Origin of the sequence: Pseudomonas sp. BR20 (assembly GCF_050780135.1) — a bacterium.
In the GTDB taxonomy this organism is placed as follows: domain Bacteria; phylum Pseudomonadota; class Gammaproteobacteria; order Pseudomonadales; family Pseudomonadaceae; genus Aquipseudomonas.
Genome location: NZ_CP172012.1, coordinates 1,518,648 through 1,533,529 on the forward strand (window position 1 = coordinate 1,518,648; position 14,882 = coordinate 1,533,529).

Annotated in this window: 21 protein-coding genes; 19 read left to right on the plus strand and 2 right to left on the minus strand. The window is 59.1% G+C overall.

Translation table 11 applies throughout. From position 1 onward, the window contains the following. Positions 1-6 precede the first annotated feature (6 nt). The 19 genes from ACHPFG_RS06790 (at position 7) to recX (ending at position 12,607) form a co-directional block, all read left to right on the plus strand. On the plus strand, positions 7-339 hold the full coding sequence (locus ACHPFG_RS06790) for a phage baseplate protein (RefSeq protein ID WP_099601229.1): 333 nt from the start codon (positions 7-9) through the stop codon (positions 337-339). Next, a complete protein-coding gene (locus ACHPFG_RS06795) occupies positions 336-1,331 on the plus strand; it encodes a baseplate J/gp47 family protein (protein WP_145335116.1) in 996 nt (331 codons plus the stop codon). Before ACHPFG_RS06790 ends, ACHPFG_RS06795 begins: the two co-directional genes overlap by 4 nt. Next, on the plus strand, positions 1,328-1,966 hold the full coding sequence (locus ACHPFG_RS06800; RefSeq protein WP_259242273.1) for a phage tail protein I: 639 nt from the start codon (positions 1,328-1,330) through the stop codon (positions 1,964-1,966). Before ACHPFG_RS06795 ends, ACHPFG_RS06800 begins: the two co-directional genes overlap by 4 nt. Beyond that, entirely contained in the window at positions 1,963-2,505 is a 543-nt protein-coding gene (locus ACHPFG_RS06805; RefSeq protein WP_431701906.1) for a hypothetical protein, read from the plus strand. The genes ACHPFG_RS06800 and ACHPFG_RS06805 overlap by 4 nt, the downstream gene beginning before the upstream one ends. 67 nt (positions 2,506-2,572) lie before the next feature. Then, positions 2,573-3,325 carry a hypothetical protein gene (locus ACHPFG_RS06810; protein WP_431701907.1) on the plus strand — a complete coding sequence of 251 codons (753 nt, stop codon included), beginning with the start codon at positions 2,573-2,575 and terminating at the stop codon, positions 3,323-3,325. Between the two features lie 9 nt (positions 3,326-3,334). Continuing rightward, entirely contained in the window at positions 3,335-3,571 is a 237-nt protein-coding gene (locus tag ACHPFG_RS06815; protein WP_131697358.1) for a tail fiber assembly protein, read from the plus strand. Between the two features lie 84 nt (positions 3,572-3,655). Then, the gene (locus tag ACHPFG_RS06820; protein ID WP_431701908.1) at positions 3,656-3,847 is read left to right on the plus strand and encodes a hypothetical protein; all 192 of its coding nucleotides are present in this window, start codon (positions 3,656-3,658) and stop codon (positions 3,845-3,847) included. 2 nt (positions 3,848-3,849) lie between these two features. Continuing rightward, a complete protein-coding gene (locus tag ACHPFG_RS06825) occupies positions 3,850-5,016 on the plus strand; it encodes a phage tail protein (RefSeq protein WP_431701909.1) in 1,167 nt (388 codons plus the stop codon). Then, the gene (locus tag ACHPFG_RS06830; RefSeq protein WP_145335110.1) at positions 5,016-5,522 is read left to right on the plus strand and encodes a phage major tail tube protein; all 507 of its coding nucleotides are present in this window, start codon (positions 5,016-5,018) and stop codon (positions 5,520-5,522) included. Before ACHPFG_RS06825 ends, ACHPFG_RS06830 begins: the two co-directional genes overlap by 1 nt. Before the next feature lie 51 nt (positions 5,523-5,573). Next, the gene (locus ACHPFG_RS06835) at positions 5,574-6,146 is read left to right on the plus strand and encodes a phage tail assembly protein (RefSeq protein ID WP_431701910.1); all 573 of its coding nucleotides are present in this window, start codon (positions 5,574-5,576) and stop codon (positions 6,144-6,146) included. A 127-nt stretch (positions 6,147-6,273) separates the two neighbouring features. After that, positions 6,274-7,731: a tail tape measure protein gene (locus ACHPFG_RS06840; RefSeq protein WP_431701911.1), complete on the plus strand. Its 1,458-nt coding sequence runs from the start codon at positions 6,274-6,276 to the stop codon at positions 7,729-7,731. Further along, positions 7,731-8,114 carry a phage tail protein gene (locus tag ACHPFG_RS06845; RefSeq protein WP_431701912.1) on the plus strand — a complete coding sequence of 128 codons (384 nt, stop codon included), beginning with the start codon at positions 7,731-7,733 and terminating at the stop codon, positions 8,112-8,114. Before ACHPFG_RS06840 ends, ACHPFG_RS06845 begins: the two co-directional genes overlap by 1 nt. Then, complete coding sequence (locus ACHPFG_RS06850) at positions 8,107-8,319, plus strand: tail protein X (protein ID WP_431701913.1); 213 nt, start codon at positions 8,107-8,109, stop codon at positions 8,317-8,319. The genes ACHPFG_RS06845 and ACHPFG_RS06850 overlap by 8 nt, the downstream gene beginning before the upstream one ends. 9 nt (positions 8,320-8,328) lie before the next feature. Then, the gene (locus ACHPFG_RS06855) at positions 8,329-9,339 is read left to right on the plus strand and encodes a phage late control D family protein (RefSeq protein ID WP_431701914.1); all 1,011 of its coding nucleotides are present in this window, start codon (positions 8,329-8,331) and stop codon (positions 9,337-9,339) included. Positions 9,340-9,361: 22 nt separating this feature from the next. Next, complete coding sequence (locus ACHPFG_RS06860; protein WP_431701915.1) at positions 9,362-9,919, plus strand: glycoside hydrolase family 19 protein; 558 nt, start codon at positions 9,362-9,364, stop codon at positions 9,917-9,919. Continuing rightward, positions 9,907-10,407 (plus strand): lysis system i-spanin subunit Rz, encoded by a 501-nt coding sequence (locus ACHPFG_RS06865; protein WP_431701916.1) that lies wholly within the window; start codon positions 9,907-9,909, stop codon positions 10,405-10,407. Before ACHPFG_RS06860 ends, ACHPFG_RS06865 begins: the two co-directional genes overlap by 13 nt. Positions 10,408-10,488: 81 nt before the next feature. Next, a complete protein-coding gene (locus ACHPFG_RS06870) occupies positions 10,489-10,989 on the plus strand; it encodes a CinA family protein (protein WP_131697348.1) in 501 nt (166 codons plus the stop codon). An 83-nt stretch (positions 10,990-11,072) separates the two neighbouring features. Next, entirely contained in the window at positions 11,073-12,131 is a 1,059-nt protein-coding gene (gene recA, locus ACHPFG_RS06875; protein ID WP_048720087.1) for a recombinase RecA, read from the plus strand. Between the two features lie 8 nt (positions 12,132-12,139). Continuing rightward, positions 12,140-12,607: a recombination regulator RecX gene (gene recX / locus ACHPFG_RS06880; RefSeq protein WP_431701917.1), complete on the plus strand. Its 468-nt coding sequence runs from the start codon at positions 12,140-12,142 to the stop codon at positions 12,605-12,607. 185 nt (positions 12,608-12,792) lie between these two features. On the opposite strand, the gene ACHPFG_RS06885 is transcribed toward recX, so the two are convergent. Together ACHPFG_RS06885 and ACHPFG_RS06890 are read right to left on the minus strand one after the other, a co-directional pair. Then, a complete protein-coding gene (locus ACHPFG_RS06885) occupies positions 12,793-13,905 on the minus strand; it encodes a TIGR00730 family Rossman fold protein (protein ID WP_131697347.1) in 1,113 nt (370 codons plus the stop codon). A gap of 376 nt (positions 13,906-14,281) precedes the next feature. Further along, the gene (locus ACHPFG_RS06890; protein ID WP_065903274.1) at positions 14,282-14,722 is read right to left on the minus strand and encodes a PA3611 family quorum-sensing-regulated virulence factor; all 441 of its coding nucleotides are present in this window, start codon (positions 14,720-14,722) and stop codon (positions 14,282-14,284) included. Between the last annotated feature and the right edge of the window lie 160 nt (positions 14,723-14,882).

Genomic DNA, 14,882 nt, shown 5'->3' on the forward strand with positions numbered 1-14,882 from the left:
TTTGCCGTGATTGGAATCGATAGGAACACCGGGGCAGCCGTCGATGACTGGCTGCAATTCGTACAGCGTGCCACCCGAGCGCTGACCACCCCCTTAGGCACTCGTCAGAAGCGCCCGATGTACGGCTCGATGATCCCGCAACTGCTCGGCCAGAACCTCGGCGACGACCTGCTGATCCTTGCTCAAAGCCATGCCGCGCAAGCCTTCTATAACACCCAGAACGGCATTGCCGACTTTCAACCCCAGGTCATCGTCGCCACCCGCCAGGGCGCCGGTTTATTGCTGCGTTTTGCCGGCACCTGGAAAAACCGCCAACAATCCTTCGAGGTCGTGACATGAGCATGCTGATCCCAGGCCAGAACCAACTGGCGGAGCCGGCGATTATCGCGGTCGATGAATTCGAACCGCTGCTGGCGGAATTCAAGGCGTTTGTCGTCGATTACGTCGCCACCCGCGCGCCGCAAAGCGCGGCCAAACTCAAGGTCAGCCTCGACAACGAGAGCGAGCTGCTGACCCTGGCCCTGGAAGCGTTTTGCGTACGCCTGCAAACCCACGAACGCAAGTACAACGCCCGCATCAAGCAGATGCTGGCGTGGTGGGCCACCGGCAGTAACCTGGATGCACGCCTGGCCGATATGGGCCTGGAGCGCCAAGTGCTCGACCCCGGTGATCCGGCGGCTTTCCCGCCTGTACCGCCGACATTGGAGAGCGATGACGACGCGCGGCTGCGTTATTACCTGGCACCCCATGCGCCGGCGGCGGGTTCGCGTATGCAGTATCGCCGCGAAGTCTTCACCCTTGGCGAGCGGCCGTCGGTCAAGGTGCAAAGCGCCACGCCAGGCGTGGTGACTGTCAGCTACACCTTCGATCCGGACGGCTACGCGGCCCAGGTCAAGGACGGCAACGGTCGACGAACCGCGCCCGGCGAAGTGATGGTGACCGTGCTTTCCAGGGACGGCGACGGAGCACCTTCCGCCAATTTGCTTGACGGTGTTCGCCGACATTTCGCACGGCCGGATGTACGACCAGAGACCGATCTGGTCAGCGTGCAAGCTGCGCAAATCCTGCCTTACAAAATCCGCGTGATCGCGAAGATCAACGCCGGCCCGGACTCCGGGCTCACGCAAGTGGCTGCGCAGAAACTGCTGCAAGACTACGCAGAGTCCTGCCATCGGCTGGAAGGCCGTGTGGACCCAAGTTGGATCGACTATGCGATCCACAGCGCCGGCGCGGCGCAACTGCAGATCCTCGAGCCGCTGGCACCGATCATCAGCACGGCATTCCAGGCACCGTATTGCACGGGCGTCGAGGTGGAGGTGCGCACGCTATGAGTGAACCCAAAGCGAGTTTGTTGCCCGCCAACAGCTCACCACTGGAAAAGGCCTTGGATTTGGGGTTTGGGACGTTGCTGGAGCGGGTTGTACCACCTTTTCCTGCCTTGATGAATCCGCTGCAGACGCCCACCGAATTTCTTCCTTACTTGGCCGCCGACCGTGGCGTCAGCGAATGGGATGCAGACGCCAGCGAGACCGAAAAACGTCTCACCGTGGCCTTGTCCTGGCAGATCCAGCGCCAGGCGGGCACACCAAAATCGTTGAACCACGCGGTGGAATCGCTGGGTTTCACCCCCAACATCAGCGCGTGGTATCAGCAGCGGCCATTGGGCGTGCCTTACACCTTTGATGTGCAGGCGATCATCGGGCGCAGTTGGTCCAGTGGTGATCACAATCGGCTGATTCGCCGTATCAATGCGGCTCAGAGTGAGCGGGATCGAGCCACGATCACCGTAGTGCATGAGACGCAAGGTCGACTTGCCTTGACCGCGTTTGTTCACGCCCCGTTCAGCGACAGCGAGTTAAGCCTGCGAGGTGCACTACCTGAATTGGCATTGGTTGCTCGACTAAACAGTGCAGGCGTCGCCCAGCACTACACCATTAACGACTACGACCTTAGGGCGCAGCCATGACAGATGACATTACGCGCCTGGTGCGCTTCACCTCCAAGGGTTTGGATGAAGTGTTGCAGGCTAAAAACCAGGGTTTGAAAGGCGAAATCACGCACATCGGCGCCGGTACCGGCCGCTACAACCCTGAGGGCACAGAGCTGGCCTTGCGCGATGAGCGCCAGCGGGTCGCCATTGTGGATTACGAAGACCTGGGCGACCGCCAACTCAGGATGGCCGCGCTGTTTGATGGCGAGGCTGAGTATGAAATTGGCGAGTTTGGTTTTTACCTCGCCAGTGGGACTTTGCTGGCGGTGTATTCCGTGGCGGGGAAGTTGCTGACGTATAAAGCGGCGGCAGCCCGGGTACTGCAAAAGTTTACGTTGGATGTTTCGCCGTTGCCGGCGGATAGCGTGACAATTGTGATAGGGAGTGAAAACCTTAATGTGTTGTTGGTCGATGAGTTGGCGGCTCTCTCTGCCGCGAGTGTCGACAATATGGCCAGAGGGGTCGGGCTCTTATTTCGAGTAATGGTACTTGAGCGTAAGGGCAGTACTTTTTAGCAGTGAATTTTTTGTAGTGATTAATTAAGTTTTTCTGAGTGATCAAAACAGATAAGGAGATCGTATTTTGAGTACAGAACAGCAGCTGGCTGCCGTCGTCAGTGCGGCGAATAGTCTTACCAATGTAATCACTGGAAAGGTCGGTGAGATTGATAAGGCGATTGCGGATGCTCGGCGCGCCTACGATGCACAGCTTTTAGATTTGAAAAGCCGTTTGCCCAGACTTGCGGTGACTAAAAATTTCAATTTGTACCCCAGCGGCGATGGAAAGTTGATCGATAACTGGGGGATTCATGGCGAGGTGGCATGTAACAAGCTTCGTTCAATCACCACTGCCTCTCAAGCTACAGGTCGTCCGCAGGCAGATGTGGATTTTCTGCTGCAGGTCCAGGCAGACGTGCGCGAACAATTCCCCGGCTTCAATATCAGAGCCAGTGAGTATTTTCGAACTATTGTAAACGTGTGGCAATTGAAGTGGGCAACCGCAGACGCTGCTCCTTGGCTCGCTTTCCCTTATACGGTTGATACGGCGCTTGCTAATGGAACGGGCGCGGTTCCACTCAACTCCTATATTACATTGGGCGCTTTCGTTCGTGTCTTGGAGGGTTCAATTACTGGCGCTTGGAGTGTCGGTGCAGAAAAAGGCAAGTGGCGCTGGTGCTCGACGGTGGTTGCGCCCAGTGAACTGTTTGGCGCCTATTACCACCTTCATCCAATGCGGACTTCTGCTTCCGGCATTGTCGAAGTGATGTTGGCAGGCGCGTGTACAGGTGTTGTTACCAGTCCAGGCGACTGGGGAACTATGTTGGCGTTGAGCTAAGGAGAGACTATGAAACCAATTTTTGTGCCTGCCGAACTTCACCCACTCATTAAGTGGCAAGTCATTCGTAGTGCTCGTGATCAGGATTTGTCTGCCAGTGATTATGCGGCGATGCCCGACTATCCAATGTTGGATAAAAATAAAGCTGTGTTCTTGGCGTACCGTCAGGGCCTGCGAGATATTCCAGATCAAGGGAGCGATCCTGATGCCGTTGTATGGCCTCCTAAACCGGAGTTCCTAAAGTAACCCTCCGCGAAAGCGGTTTTTTTTCGCCTCCCCAAAGCCCCTCCCGCAGGGGCTTTGGCGTTTTCCACTCGGAGAATTCCACTCATGCCCACCCGCCAAACCTACACCGTCCTCATCCCATTCCCCACCGGAGGTGGCCACTGGTCCACCGTCGGCGAGGAACTGGAATTGCTGGACGTCGAAGCATCCGCCCTGCGCACCGCTGGCCGCCTGGAACTGACCAGCGTCCTCAATGCCACCCCGGCCAAAAAGGCCGCCACCAAGAAGGCTGACTAACCATGGCTGAGGTTCTGAACTTCGAGCACAACGGCATCACTGTGAATGCCACCGAATCCCCCGAGGCCATGGGTGGCCTCGGCGACAACGTGATCGGCCTGGTCGGCACCGCGCCGAATGCCCATGCGTCGATCCCGAAAAACGCGCCGTTCCGTATCAACAGTTTCACCACCCAGGCGCTGCTGGACCCTACTGGTGCGGAGACTGGCACGCTGTTCCACGCGGTCTACCAGATCCTCAAAGTGGTCAAGGTTCCAGTCTACGTGGTGATCGTGGAAGAGGGCGCCACCCCGGCGGACACTATCAACAATGTAATCGGCGGCAACGAGCCGGTCACCGGTCGCAAGCTGGGACTGGCGGCACTGGCCAGCGTGCCGGAAGACCTGACCATCATCGGCGCCCCAGGCTTCACCGGTACCAAGGCGGTGGCCGGTGAGTTCGCTGCCTTCGGCAAGCGTATCAAGGCCCGTGTGGTGCTGGATGGCAAGGATGCTGCGGTGGCCGACCAGGTGACCTACAGCGGTGAACTGGGCGGTGCCGACCTCGGTTTCGACCGTTGCCTGCTGGTGCACAACATGCCGTCGGTGTACTCCAAGGCGGCGAAGAAAAACGTGTTCCTTGCGCCGTCGTCTCTGGCGATCGCTGCGCTGGCCAAGGTCAAGCAATGGGAAAGCCCGGGTAATCAGGTGACGTTCGCCGAGGACGTTTCCCGCGTGGTCGAGTACAACATCCTCGACACCTCCACCGAAGGCGACCTGCTCAACCGTTATGGCGTGAGCTACTACGCCCGCACCATTCTCGGCGGTTTTTCGCTGTTGGGTAACCGTTCCATCACTGGCAAGTTCATCAGCTACGTCGGCCTGGAAGACGCCATCAGCCGCAAACTGGTCAAGGCGGGCCAGAAGGCCATGGCCAAGAACCTCACCAAGTCCTTCATGGACCAGGAGGTCAAGCGTATCAACGACTGGCTGCAAACCCTGGTCGCCGACGAAACCATTCCCGGCGGCAGCGTGTACCTGCACCCGGAACTGAACAGTGTCGAGAAGTACAAGAACGGCACCTGGTTCATCGTTATCGACTACGGCCGCTATGCGCCGAACGAACACATGATTTATCAACTCAACGCCCGCGATGAGATCATCGAGCAGTTCCTGGAGGACGTTCTCTAATGTTTACCAACCGAGTCAGACAGGCCATTGCGGCCACCCTTCAAGGCCTGCCGTTGTCCGCGACGGTCAACTCGTTCACACCGCCGAAGATCGATTTCGACATGGAGTCGATGACCGGCGGACGCTTCATCGGCGAAGAAATGGCCAAGAGCGCCAAGGTGCTGAATGCCACTTTGGAACTGCAAGGCGCGGGTCCGGAAATCATGCTGGCCCTGGGCGTAACCTTGGGCGAGGACATCCTGCTGAACGTGCGTGAAGCCGGCCAGGACCAGGACGGCAGGACGTATTTCACCTACCACACCGTCGGCGGCAAGCTGAAGTCCCTGGGCGAGGCCGCGCTGAAGATGGGCGAGAAACCTACCACCACCCTGGAGCTGTCCTGCCGCACCTACAACCGCCTGGAGAACGGCATTCCGGTTATCGACATCGACGTGCGCACTCAGAAATTCGTGCTCAACGGTGTCGACATTCTCGGCGATGCGCGCCGCGCCGTGCTGATGCCGTAACCCCCGGGGGGCGTGCGTGCTCGCCCCCATACTTAACCAAGGAATTGCCCCATGGCCTGGATGCCACCGCTGCATAGCCTGCTGTCCCCGATCACCGCCGACACAGGCGCGCCGATCCAGCAGGTTCAACTCAAGCCGCTGTACTACGCCGCGCAAAAAGAAGCGCTGGCCCGGGCCGGTGACGATGAGGACGACCAGTTCTTCGAACTGGCAAAACTCGCCACCGGCCTGTCGGAAAAAGAGCTCGATCAACTCAAGCGCCCGGACTACGTCAGCATCGCCCAATACGTACACGAGATGTCGACGCGTCCTGCGTCGTTTTTCCTGGATAAGCAAGCGACGGCAACCCACGAGCAGCCCGTCCAATTGTTGCTGCCTCTCGACGCGGCCGGTCGGACACTCACTGAACTGCCCTTGGAAATGCCCGCTCTGCGTGCCACCAAGGTAATGAAAAAACTCGTCACCAACAAAGAGCGCGCCGAGTTCATTACCGCCCATTGCACCGGCTTGATGATCCCCGACCTCGCCAACCTGACCGTGCCCGACTGGACCGAACTGCAGGAGCGTATCGACGATTTTTTAAACAAACCGGCGGACTTCTTTCGGAGCGCGACATCGAAGTAATCCTCGATGTGGTGCCGCTGATTTACTCGGTCAATGAGGCTGAGATCCTTGACTGGGACGCCGGCAAAGCATTGCGCCGCTACGACATCGCGATCACTCGCCTTGGCGTTAAACAGGAGTAAGCGGGATGCAAGAGACTCAATATCAGACCAGGCTCGCCCAGGAAGACAAGCGCTGGATGATCGGCGATGTGGAACTTGGTAATGTGCTCGCGCCCTTTTCCGCAAGCCTTGCCACTCCTCTGAGTCTGGAGGCGGCACCGCAGCCGCAGTCGGAACTCAGCTCGGCGCTGATCACCGTCAGTGTGGATATCAACGCCTTGACCCTGGAGCAAGTGCGGCTGCGTGAAACACTGGAAACTTTCAACAGCACATTGTTCATTACGAGCGCAGCACTGGCGGGCACGGCTGGCGGCTCCACCGGCAGTGAAGCGAAAAACACGCCGAAAGAAAAAGCGTCTGCCGACGAATCCTCGATCACACAGTTGCTCAAGTGGTCGGGTGAAGGCCTGGCGGAGTCGGCCAGGACCAAGGTTTCAGACAAAGCACTTGAGGTGACGCTTGGTAAAATTCCCGGCGTCGGCGCGTTGTTCAAGGGCGCCAGCAAGGGGAGCGACGGTTGCTGCCCTGGCGTCAGCGAGGCGCTACGTGGGCGCGAGCGCTTCGGACCAAAGTACACGAGCGGGCGCAAAAAATCGGGTAGACCAAGGTTGGCGAGGTTGAGGAACACCTCTACCTCCAGCAAAGCGACCAGTGGGTTTAACGCGACGGTGCGCAACCTGTTCGAGAAGGTGAGCAAGGTGTTGGAAGCCCCACGATTAGGCTTTCATGGAGGTGCAACAACTCAGCGTGTCTCCCCAAGTTCGCCGGATACTCGGCTGGGGAGCAGTGCCGTGCGCAATCTGGCGCCAGGTAAGGGCGTCGGGTTAATTGACGCGTTGGAACGAGGCTTGGTTCCGATGCCCCGCCAAGTGGGTGCGAATACTCCCCAACCTATATCGCCCAGCCCTTTGAGTCATTCCACTGGGGATGTTGTCCGCGTACCAATGCCGGCAACCTTCCGCCTGGCTGACACGATGAACCGGCTGGAGTCGGTCGGCGCCCGCCGTCTCGGTCCGCTGCGGTACGTCGACGCTGCGGTCAATGTGGTTCAAGGCGTACGCAATGGTGACGTAAACGCCGTCGGCTCAGGCCTCAGCACCGCCGGTGGTGCCTGGGCCGGTGCCTCTGCAGGCGCCGCTATCGGCACTCTGATTTTCCCCGGTATTGGCACTGCTGTCGGTGGCGCAATTGGCGGTTTGCTGGGCAGTGAGGCGGGCGCCTGGCTGGGCAACAAATTGTTCAGTTCAAGTGATCGCCTGCCTGCACCCAATGCGGTGAGCAAGGAACTCAACGCGGCGCGCACGGATAACGTGCAAGTCACCCTCGCCCCGAGTATCCAGATCACCGGTGTAAACCCCGCCGACGCCCAGCAGGTCGTCAACCAGGTAATCCAAGCCTTGCAGTTCCAATGCATGCCGATGGTCACCGACACCCTGGGCATCCGACGCAACGCGGCACTGGCCGATCCTCCAGGAGGTGATTGATGCGACAACAAATGGTGCTCGGCGACTTTATCTTTGGCTTATCCCGTGGGTTTGCCTATTCCTCGTTGGTACGTACCAACGACGGCGGCTGGAGTGACTTGGTGATTATTGCCAGTAAGCCCCAGTCGCGACAGAGCGGGCAGAAGCTGGAAAAGCTCACGTTCAGCGGTGCGGCGATGTACGCCACCGGCATGCAGCGCCTGGACGAGTTGCGCGCTCTGCAAAATACGCGGGCGCCGTTGCCTTTGGTTGACGGCATCGGCCGTAACTGGGGCTTGTGGCGGATCAATTCGGTGGTGGAAACCCAGAGCAATGTGATCGATGACGGCACCGCCATGGTCATGGCCTGGACGCTGGAGTTGGAGGAGTTCGTCAATGCGTAGAGTGCGAAGTATTGCCGGTGATTCGGTCAACCTGTTGCTTTATCGGGAGTTGGGCCGCTGCGATGACGCAGCGGAAGAAACCCTCTGGCGCCTGAACCCCGAACTTGCCGAATATGGCCCGGTGCTGCCGGCCGGCGTGTGGGTGGTCGTGCCTGAAATGCACGCTCGGCCGGGTGCTGTGCGCCCCGTTTTGGCCTGGGACTAAGGAGGCTCTATGGCACAGGGATTTACGCCTATCGTGGAGTTTTATGGCGCCAACGCGGCGCTGCTCAATCAACGCCTGATGCGCTGGAGCCACACCGACGCTGCGGGCATTGAGACTGACCGGCTGGAGCTGACCCTCAATATCGAGGGACTGGACGGCCTGCCCACGCTGAACGGCAAGATCGGCTTGCGTGTCGGTTACCTGGAATCGGGGTTGGTGGAGAAGGGCGAGTTTGTCGTCACCCAACGAACCCCGGTGCTGTTTCCCATGCGCTTGATGATCGTGGCCACCGCAGCGCCCTTCAGCGTGGTCGATGCAACGGGTTACCGCCAGCGTCGATCCGCCAGTTACGGTCCGACCACCCTGGGCGCGCTGTTTCGCCAACTGGTCAGTCGTCACGGCTATTCACCGCGAGTGGCGCCGGCGCTGGAGGGGATTGCGATCGCGCACATCGACCAGTCCAACGAAAGTGACATGGCGTTCATTTCGCGCCTTGCCCGCCTCTATAGTGCGGTGACCAAACCGTTCAACGAACTCTATGTGTTGGCCGAAGCCGGCCGAGTCAAGTCGCTCTCCGGCCAGCTACTGCCGGAAGTGAAGCTGTCCGTGACGGATGATAACCGCCCCGGTGAACAGAGCTTCATCACCGCCAAACTCGACGAAAAATCCCGCTCGAAATACGAAGGCTGCCGCGCCAGTTGGTGGGATGCCTCAGCCTGCAAGCAGCGCGTAGTCAAGGTGGGGAACGCCCCGTTCAAAACCTTACGCCAACGCTACCAGAACGAAGCCGAAGCCCGCGCCGTTGCCGAAGGCGAACTACGCCGTGTGGGGCGTGAAAATTTGAAGTTGCTGATCGATTGCCCGGGCAATCCATTGTTGGCCGCGGAAGGGCTGTTAGTGCTGGATGAGAGCTGGCCGTCCTATATGCAGGGGCGATGGTCGATAAAGCAAGTGGTTCATGTCGGCGATCCGGCGACGGGATACCGCAGTTCGATCACGGCGGGTGGGTTGTCGATATAGGTACTTTTCGAGAGTAAAACCAATGGTGATAACACTCCCCCAGCTGCTTGGCGTTATGCCGGATGCCCGCCTTAGAGCGGGCGTTTTTTTAACGCCCTTAAATGCGGCTTTCGTTCGCTTCGAGATTAACCGTGCGAAGCGCATCGCCGCCTTCCTCGCCCAGATTGGCCACGAATCCGCCGAACTGCGTTACGTCCGTGAACTGGGCAGCGATCACTACCTGAGCCAATACGACACCGGCAGCCTGGCCGCGCGCCTGGGCAACACCTCCGAAGCGGATGGCGATGGTCAGTTGTACCGGGGCAGGGGGCTGATCCAGATCACCGGTCGGCGCAATTACCTGGCCTGCAGTCAGGCATTGTTTGGTGATGATCGTCTGTTAAGAGATCCCACGTTGTTGGAGCAACCACAATGGGCGGCTGAGTCGGCCGCCTGGTTCTGGCAGAGCAATGGCCTGAATGAGCTGGCAGACAAGGACCAGTTCACCGCCATTACGCGGCGTATCAACGGTGGGCTGAATGGGCTGGAGGATCGCTTGCGGCTGTGGGCGCGCGCGAAGGCGGTGTTATGCGTTTCCTAGTGGCCTGCCGCCTGATTGGCGTTTGCCTGTTGGTGGCGGCGACTTGGCAGGTACAGGCCTGGCGGTTGGGTGCGCAACTTGAGCGCCAGGCTTCTGCCCATGCACAGGCGCTCAGCCAGCAAAACCTGGCGGCTTTGCATCAACAACAGGCTGAACAGGACAAACGGCTGGCCCTGGAGCAACAGCTCAGTGCCAGCGACCAACACCATGCGCGGGAGTTAAGCGATGCGCAACATAACCAGGCTGCTCTGCGCGACCGCCTGGCCACTGCTGATGTGCGGTTGTCAGTCCTCCTCGACGCAGCCGAGCCCGCCAGTGGCTGTGCAATGCCAACCGCCGCCACCGCCGTCGGCGTGGTTCATGCAGCCGCGCGAGCCCGACTTGACCCGGCGCATGCTCAACGAATTATCGGCATCACCGATGCCGGCGACCAAGGACTGATCGCCTTGCGCGCTTGCCAGGCTTATGTGCGCGCTGTCACGCGCTAATCTCTTGTTCCAGTCTGTCGCTTGCATGAGCGATTTGCTCCTGTAGGGTAGGCAAACCCCCGCCCACTTCTGGAGACCGTCGTGAAGGAAATCACTCAACTTGCCGCTGAGCTGGGTCGCCGCCTGCAGGTGCTCAATGCCCACGTCACCACGGCCGAATCCTGTACCGGTGGCGGTATCGCCGAGGCCATTACGCGGATCCCGGGGAGTTCGGCCTGGTTCGAGGCGGGGTATGTCACCTATTCCAATCGGCAGAAGACCCGGCAGTTGAATGTGCCGGAGACGTTGTTTCCAAAGGTTGGGGCGGTCAGCCAGGAAGTAGTGGAGGCCATGGTGCGTGGCGCCCAGGAGAAAAGCCTGGCGCGCTTTGCCGTGGCGGTCAGCGGTGTGGCGGGGCCCGATGGTGGTTCGGCGGACAAGCCGGTGGGCACCGTATGGTTGGCCTTTGGTGTTGGCGAGGAGGTCACGGCCGAGCTTGCGCACTTCCCCGGCAACCGCGATGAGGTCCGCCGACAAACGGTGAAGGCTGCGCTGGAGGGCTTGTTGCGACGAGCTGCAGCAGAAATAGAAAATCAGGGGTAGGCGATCTCTGATCTTTGTGGAACAATACTGTCTACTTATACAGGTGTTGGCCGTCAGGCCTTATTGATTACGTGAGGACTTTAATGGACGACAACAAGAAGAAAGCCTTGGCTGCGGCCCTGGGTCAGATCGAACGTCAATTCGGCAAGGGTGCCGTAATGCGTATGGGCGATCACGACCGTCAGGCGATCCCGGCTATTTCCACTGGCTCTCTGGGTCTGGACATCGCGCTCGGCATTGGCGGCCTGCCAAAAGGCCGTATCGTTGAAATCTACGGTCCTGAATCTTCCGGTAAAACCACCCTGACCCTGTCGGTGATTGCCCAAGCGCAAAAAATGGGCGCCACGTGCGCGTTCGTCGACGCCGAGCACGCCCTGGATCCTGAATACGCTGGCAAGCTGGGCGTCAACGTTGACGACCTGCTGGTGTCCCAGCCGGACACTGGTGAGCAAGCCCTGGAAATCACCGACATGCTGGTGCGCTCCAACGCCATCGACGTGATCGTGGTCGACTCCGTGGCAGCCCTGGTACCCAAGGCTGAAATCGAAGGTGAAATGGGCGACATGCACGTGGGCCTGCAAGCCCGCCTGATGTCCCAGGCGCTGCGTAAAATCACCGGTAACATCAAGAACGCCAACTGCCTGGTGATCTTCATCAACCAGATCCGTATGAAGATCGGCGTGATGTTCGGCAGCCCGGAAACCACCACCGGTGGTAACGCGCTGAAGTTCTACGCGTCGGTCCGCCTGGACATCCGCCGTACTGGCGCGGTGAAAGAGGGTGATGAGGTTGTGGGTAGCGAAACCCGCGTCAAGGTCGTGAAGAACAAAGTGGCTCCACCTTTCCGCCAGGCTGAATTCCAGATTCTCTACGGCAAGGGTATCTACCTGAACGGCGAGATGATCGATCTGGGTGTGCTGCACGGCTTCGTCGAGAAGTCCGGTGCCTGGTATGCCTATAACGGCAGCAAGATCGGTCAGGGCAAGGCCAACTCGGCCAAGTTCCTGGCGGACAACCCGGATATCGCTGCCACGCTTGAGAAGCAGATTCGCGACAAGCTGCTGACCCCAGCACCAGACGTGAAAGCTGCCGCCAACCGCGAGCCGGTTGAAGAAGTAGAAGAAGCCGACACTGACATCTGAAGCAAACGATGACTGTTGTACTGGATACACTTGTCGCCGTTCGGCGTACCGCAATGGATCTGCTCGCTCGCCGTGAGCACGGTCGAGTCGAGCTGACGCGTAAACTGCGTCAGCGCGGCGCGGAACCCGAGATGATCGAAACTGCCCTCGACCGTTTGACGGAAGAGGGGCTGCTTTCGGAAGCCCGTTACCTCGAAAGTTTTGTCTCCTATCGAGCCCGCGCCGGCTACGGCCCTGCGCGGATTCGCGAAGAGCTGAGCCAGCGCGGTTTGCAGCGCGTCGATATCGACCTTGCCTTGCGTGAGTGCGGTATCAGTTGGCAAGCGCAACTGGAGGACACCTGGCGCCGCAAATTTTCTGGTCATCTCCCCATCGATGCCAGGGAGCGCGCAAAGCAAGGGCGCTTCCTGAGTTATCGCGGTTTTTCGATGGAAATGATCAGCCGCTTACTCAGCGGTCGAGATATGGACGACTGAACACCTTGTTGTGTGATGAATGGGCTTGTTGTGGCGAGCGGGCTTGCCCCGCGTCGGGCTGCGAAGCAGCCTCAATGGCCTCACCTTCGATCTAAACCTGAAACACCAAAACTGAAACACCCAAAAAAGGCCCGCTATGAAAATAGCGGGCCTTTTTTCGTTTCTGGATTCTGCGTTTCTGGAATTCACGCCGGCTGCGGCGCTACCCGCTGTTGCGTCTTCCCCTGAGCCTGGGCCCAGTTCTCCGGCAGGTTGATGTAATCCACCAGCTCCCGCAGCCGCCCCTGGTCGCGGCCATTGAAGTTGAACACCAACCGCGTCAAATGGCTGAACTTCGGCTCATCATGCTCCTCGCCCGTATAGGCAAGCTGCTGGAATTCTCCACTCAACCGCAGGCTGGCAAATTCACTCTGCAAATGCGCCAGCGCTCGATCACTGAGCGGGTGATTCATGCGCACCACAAACTCACGTTTCAACCAGCGCGTGGAATGGAAGTTGGCATAAAACCTATTGATCTCTTCCACTGCCTCTTCAGCGCTGTACACCAGGCGTACCAGCTTGAGGTCAGTGGGCAGGATGTAGCGATTGGCTTCCAGTTGGCTACGGATAAAGTCCAGGGCGCCTTGCCAGAAACCGCCACCCGGCGCATCCAGCAACACCACCGGCACCAGCGGGCTTTTGCCGGTCTGGATCAGGGTCAATACTTCCAGGGCTTCATCCAGTGTGCCGAAACCACCCGGGCACAGCACAAGCGCATCGGCTTCCTTGACGAAGAACAGCTTGCGGGTAAAGAAGAAGTGGAAGGACAGCAGGTTCTCGGTGCCATCGATGGTTGGGTTGGCATGCTGTTCAAACGGCAGGGTAATGTTGAAGCCCAGGCTGTGTTCCAGGCCAGCCCCTTCGTGGGCCGCCGCCATGATGCCGCCGCCGCCACCGGTGATCACCATCAGGTCCGAGCGTGCCAGTGCGGCTCCCACCTCGCGGGCCAAGGCGTACAGCGGGCTTTCCACCGGGGTGCGTGCCGAGCCGAACACCGTGACTTTGCGGCGCCCCTTGAACTGTTCGAGTACACGGAAGGCGTGGTCCAGTTCGCGAATGGCTTGCAAGGTGATCTTGGCATTCCAGCGGTTGCGGTCGTCCTGGGCCATGCGTAGCACGGTCAGAATCATGTCGCGATACAGGGGGATATTCGGGCTGTTGGGGGCGATCTGCTGGAGTTGAGCTTCGACCTGCTGCGTAAGGTCAGCGCCGTTTTCTTCAAAATGCCGGATCAGGCTGTCATTCGGTTCGTAAGGCATTCAACTTCTCCTTCTTCACAGAGGCTGGGCCTGCGGCGAGAAATTCGTCCGGGGCCACGACACTGCTTGTGTCGCTGCATGCCCAAGGCATTGCACATGTTTGCCAGGCGACAAACGGGCTCTGTATGTTCCTTGTGATTTAAAAAACCTTTGCACTGCAAGTCGCAGGAGGGCAACCCTGTTTTGCCCAGAAATTGTTACAGAACAGCACGGGAGCCGTTATGAACGGGCGATTGGGATGACTTGATGATGGGCCGAAAAACCCTTGGCTGGCAACCGCTTATTGGTCGCTCATCAGGTAGTTCAGCGATGTTCAGGGAGTTGACGCGGGGGAGTGCGCGCTACTGGACAGCAGCGCGCGAGGGGCTAGCGAAGATTACTTTTTCTTCTTGGCGGCAGCCGGTGCCGGGCAATCCGCTTCCACGAACTTCACCGATGCCACAGGACGGTTGGTCTTGTTCTCGGTGATTTCGTAGCGCATCACTGCGCCCTTGGCCATCAGCTCGCGATAACCTTTGTTCAGGCATACGCTTTGCCCGAGTTGGAAGTACACAGCCTTGGGGTTGGCGCGCATTTGTTCGGCACGGTCGGGCAAGACGCTCAGGTGATCGATCAACTGCATGCCTTCAACGGTGTAAGCGACTTCGAGGGTTTTTTCGTCGATTTCCCGGGGCAGGTCCTTGTTACTTTCAGCAGCGACGCTTTGCAGCTTCCGGTTCATTTGGGCCTCCAGCAGCGAGGCCGCCTGGGCGCCCACGGGCAGTACCAGCGCAAGTGCGATGGATGGGGCGGCAAGACGCAGCATGGAACGCAGCATGAAACTCTCCTGATTCGGTTACTGGTGCATAGACCAGCCACTGCGCTGTGCGTTCAGTGGCGCGCAATTATAGGTGACGCCTTGCCACTACAGCCAGGCGTATCGCTGGTAAACTGCGGCCACTTCAGCCTTTCACGAGTTTTGTCCGTGTCGATCTACC

Coding starts and splice junctions, on each gene's coding strand:
- ACHPFG_RS06795 (WP_145335116.1), top strand. CDS start 336: ATGAGCATGCTGATCCCAGGCCAGAACCAACTGGCGGAGCCGGCGATT.
- ACHPFG_RS06800 (WP_259242273.1), top strand. CDS start 1,328: ATGAGTGAACCCAAAGCGAGTTTGTTGCCCGCCAACAGCTCACCACTG.
- ACHPFG_RS06805 (WP_431701906.1), top strand. CDS start 1,963: ATGACAGATGACATTACGCGCCTGGTGCGCTTCACCTCCAAGGGTTTG.
- ACHPFG_RS06815 (WP_131697358.1), top strand. CDS start 3,335: ATGAAACCAATTTTTGTGCCTGCCGAACTTCACCCACTCATTAAGTGG.
- ACHPFG_RS06820 (WP_431701908.1), top strand. CDS start 3,656: ATGCCCACCCGCCAAACCTACACCGTCCTCATCCCATTCCCCACCGGA.
- ACHPFG_RS06825 (WP_431701909.1), top strand. CDS start 3,850: ATGGCTGAGGTTCTGAACTTCGAGCACAACGGCATCACTGTGAATGCC.
- ACHPFG_RS06830 (WP_145335110.1), top strand. CDS start 5,016: ATGTTTACCAACCGAGTCAGACAGGCCATTGCGGCCACCCTTCAAGGC.
- ACHPFG_RS06835 (WP_431701910.1), top strand. CDS start 5,574: ATGGCCTGGATGCCACCGCTGCATAGCCTGCTGTCCCCGATCACCGCC.
- ACHPFG_RS06840 (WP_431701911.1), top strand. CDS start 6,274: ATGCAAGAGACTCAATATCAGACCAGGCTCGCCCAGGAAGACAAGCGC.
- ACHPFG_RS06845 (WP_431701912.1), top strand. CDS start 7,731: ATGCGACAACAAATGGTGCTCGGCGACTTTATCTTTGGCTTATCCCGT.
- ACHPFG_RS06850 (WP_431701913.1), top strand. CDS start 8,107: ATGCGTAGAGTGCGAAGTATTGCCGGTGATTCGGTCAACCTGTTGCTT.
- ACHPFG_RS06855 (WP_431701914.1), top strand. CDS start 8,329: ATGGCACAGGGATTTACGCCTATCGTGGAGTTTTATGGCGCCAACGCG.
- ACHPFG_RS06860 (WP_431701915.1), top strand. CDS start 9,362: ATGGTGATAACACTCCCCCAGCTGCTTGGCGTTATGCCGGATGCCCGC.
- ACHPFG_RS06865 (WP_431701916.1), top strand. CDS start 9,907: ATGCGTTTCCTAGTGGCCTGCCGCCTGATTGGCGTTTGCCTGTTGGTG.
- recA (WP_048720087.1), top strand. CDS start 11,073: ATGGACGACAACAAGAAGAAAGCCTTGGCTGCGGCCCTGGGTCAGATC.
- recX (WP_431701917.1), top strand. CDS start 12,140: ATGACTGTTGTACTGGATACACTTGTCGCCGTTCGGCGTACCGCAATG.
- ACHPFG_RS06885 (WP_131697347.1), bottom strand. CDS start 13,905: ATGCCTTACGAACCGAATGACAGCCTGATCCGGCATTTTGAAGAAAAC.
- ACHPFG_RS06890 (WP_065903274.1), bottom strand. CDS start 14,722: ATGCTGCGTTCCATGCTGCGTCTTGCCGCCCCATCCATCGCACTTGCG.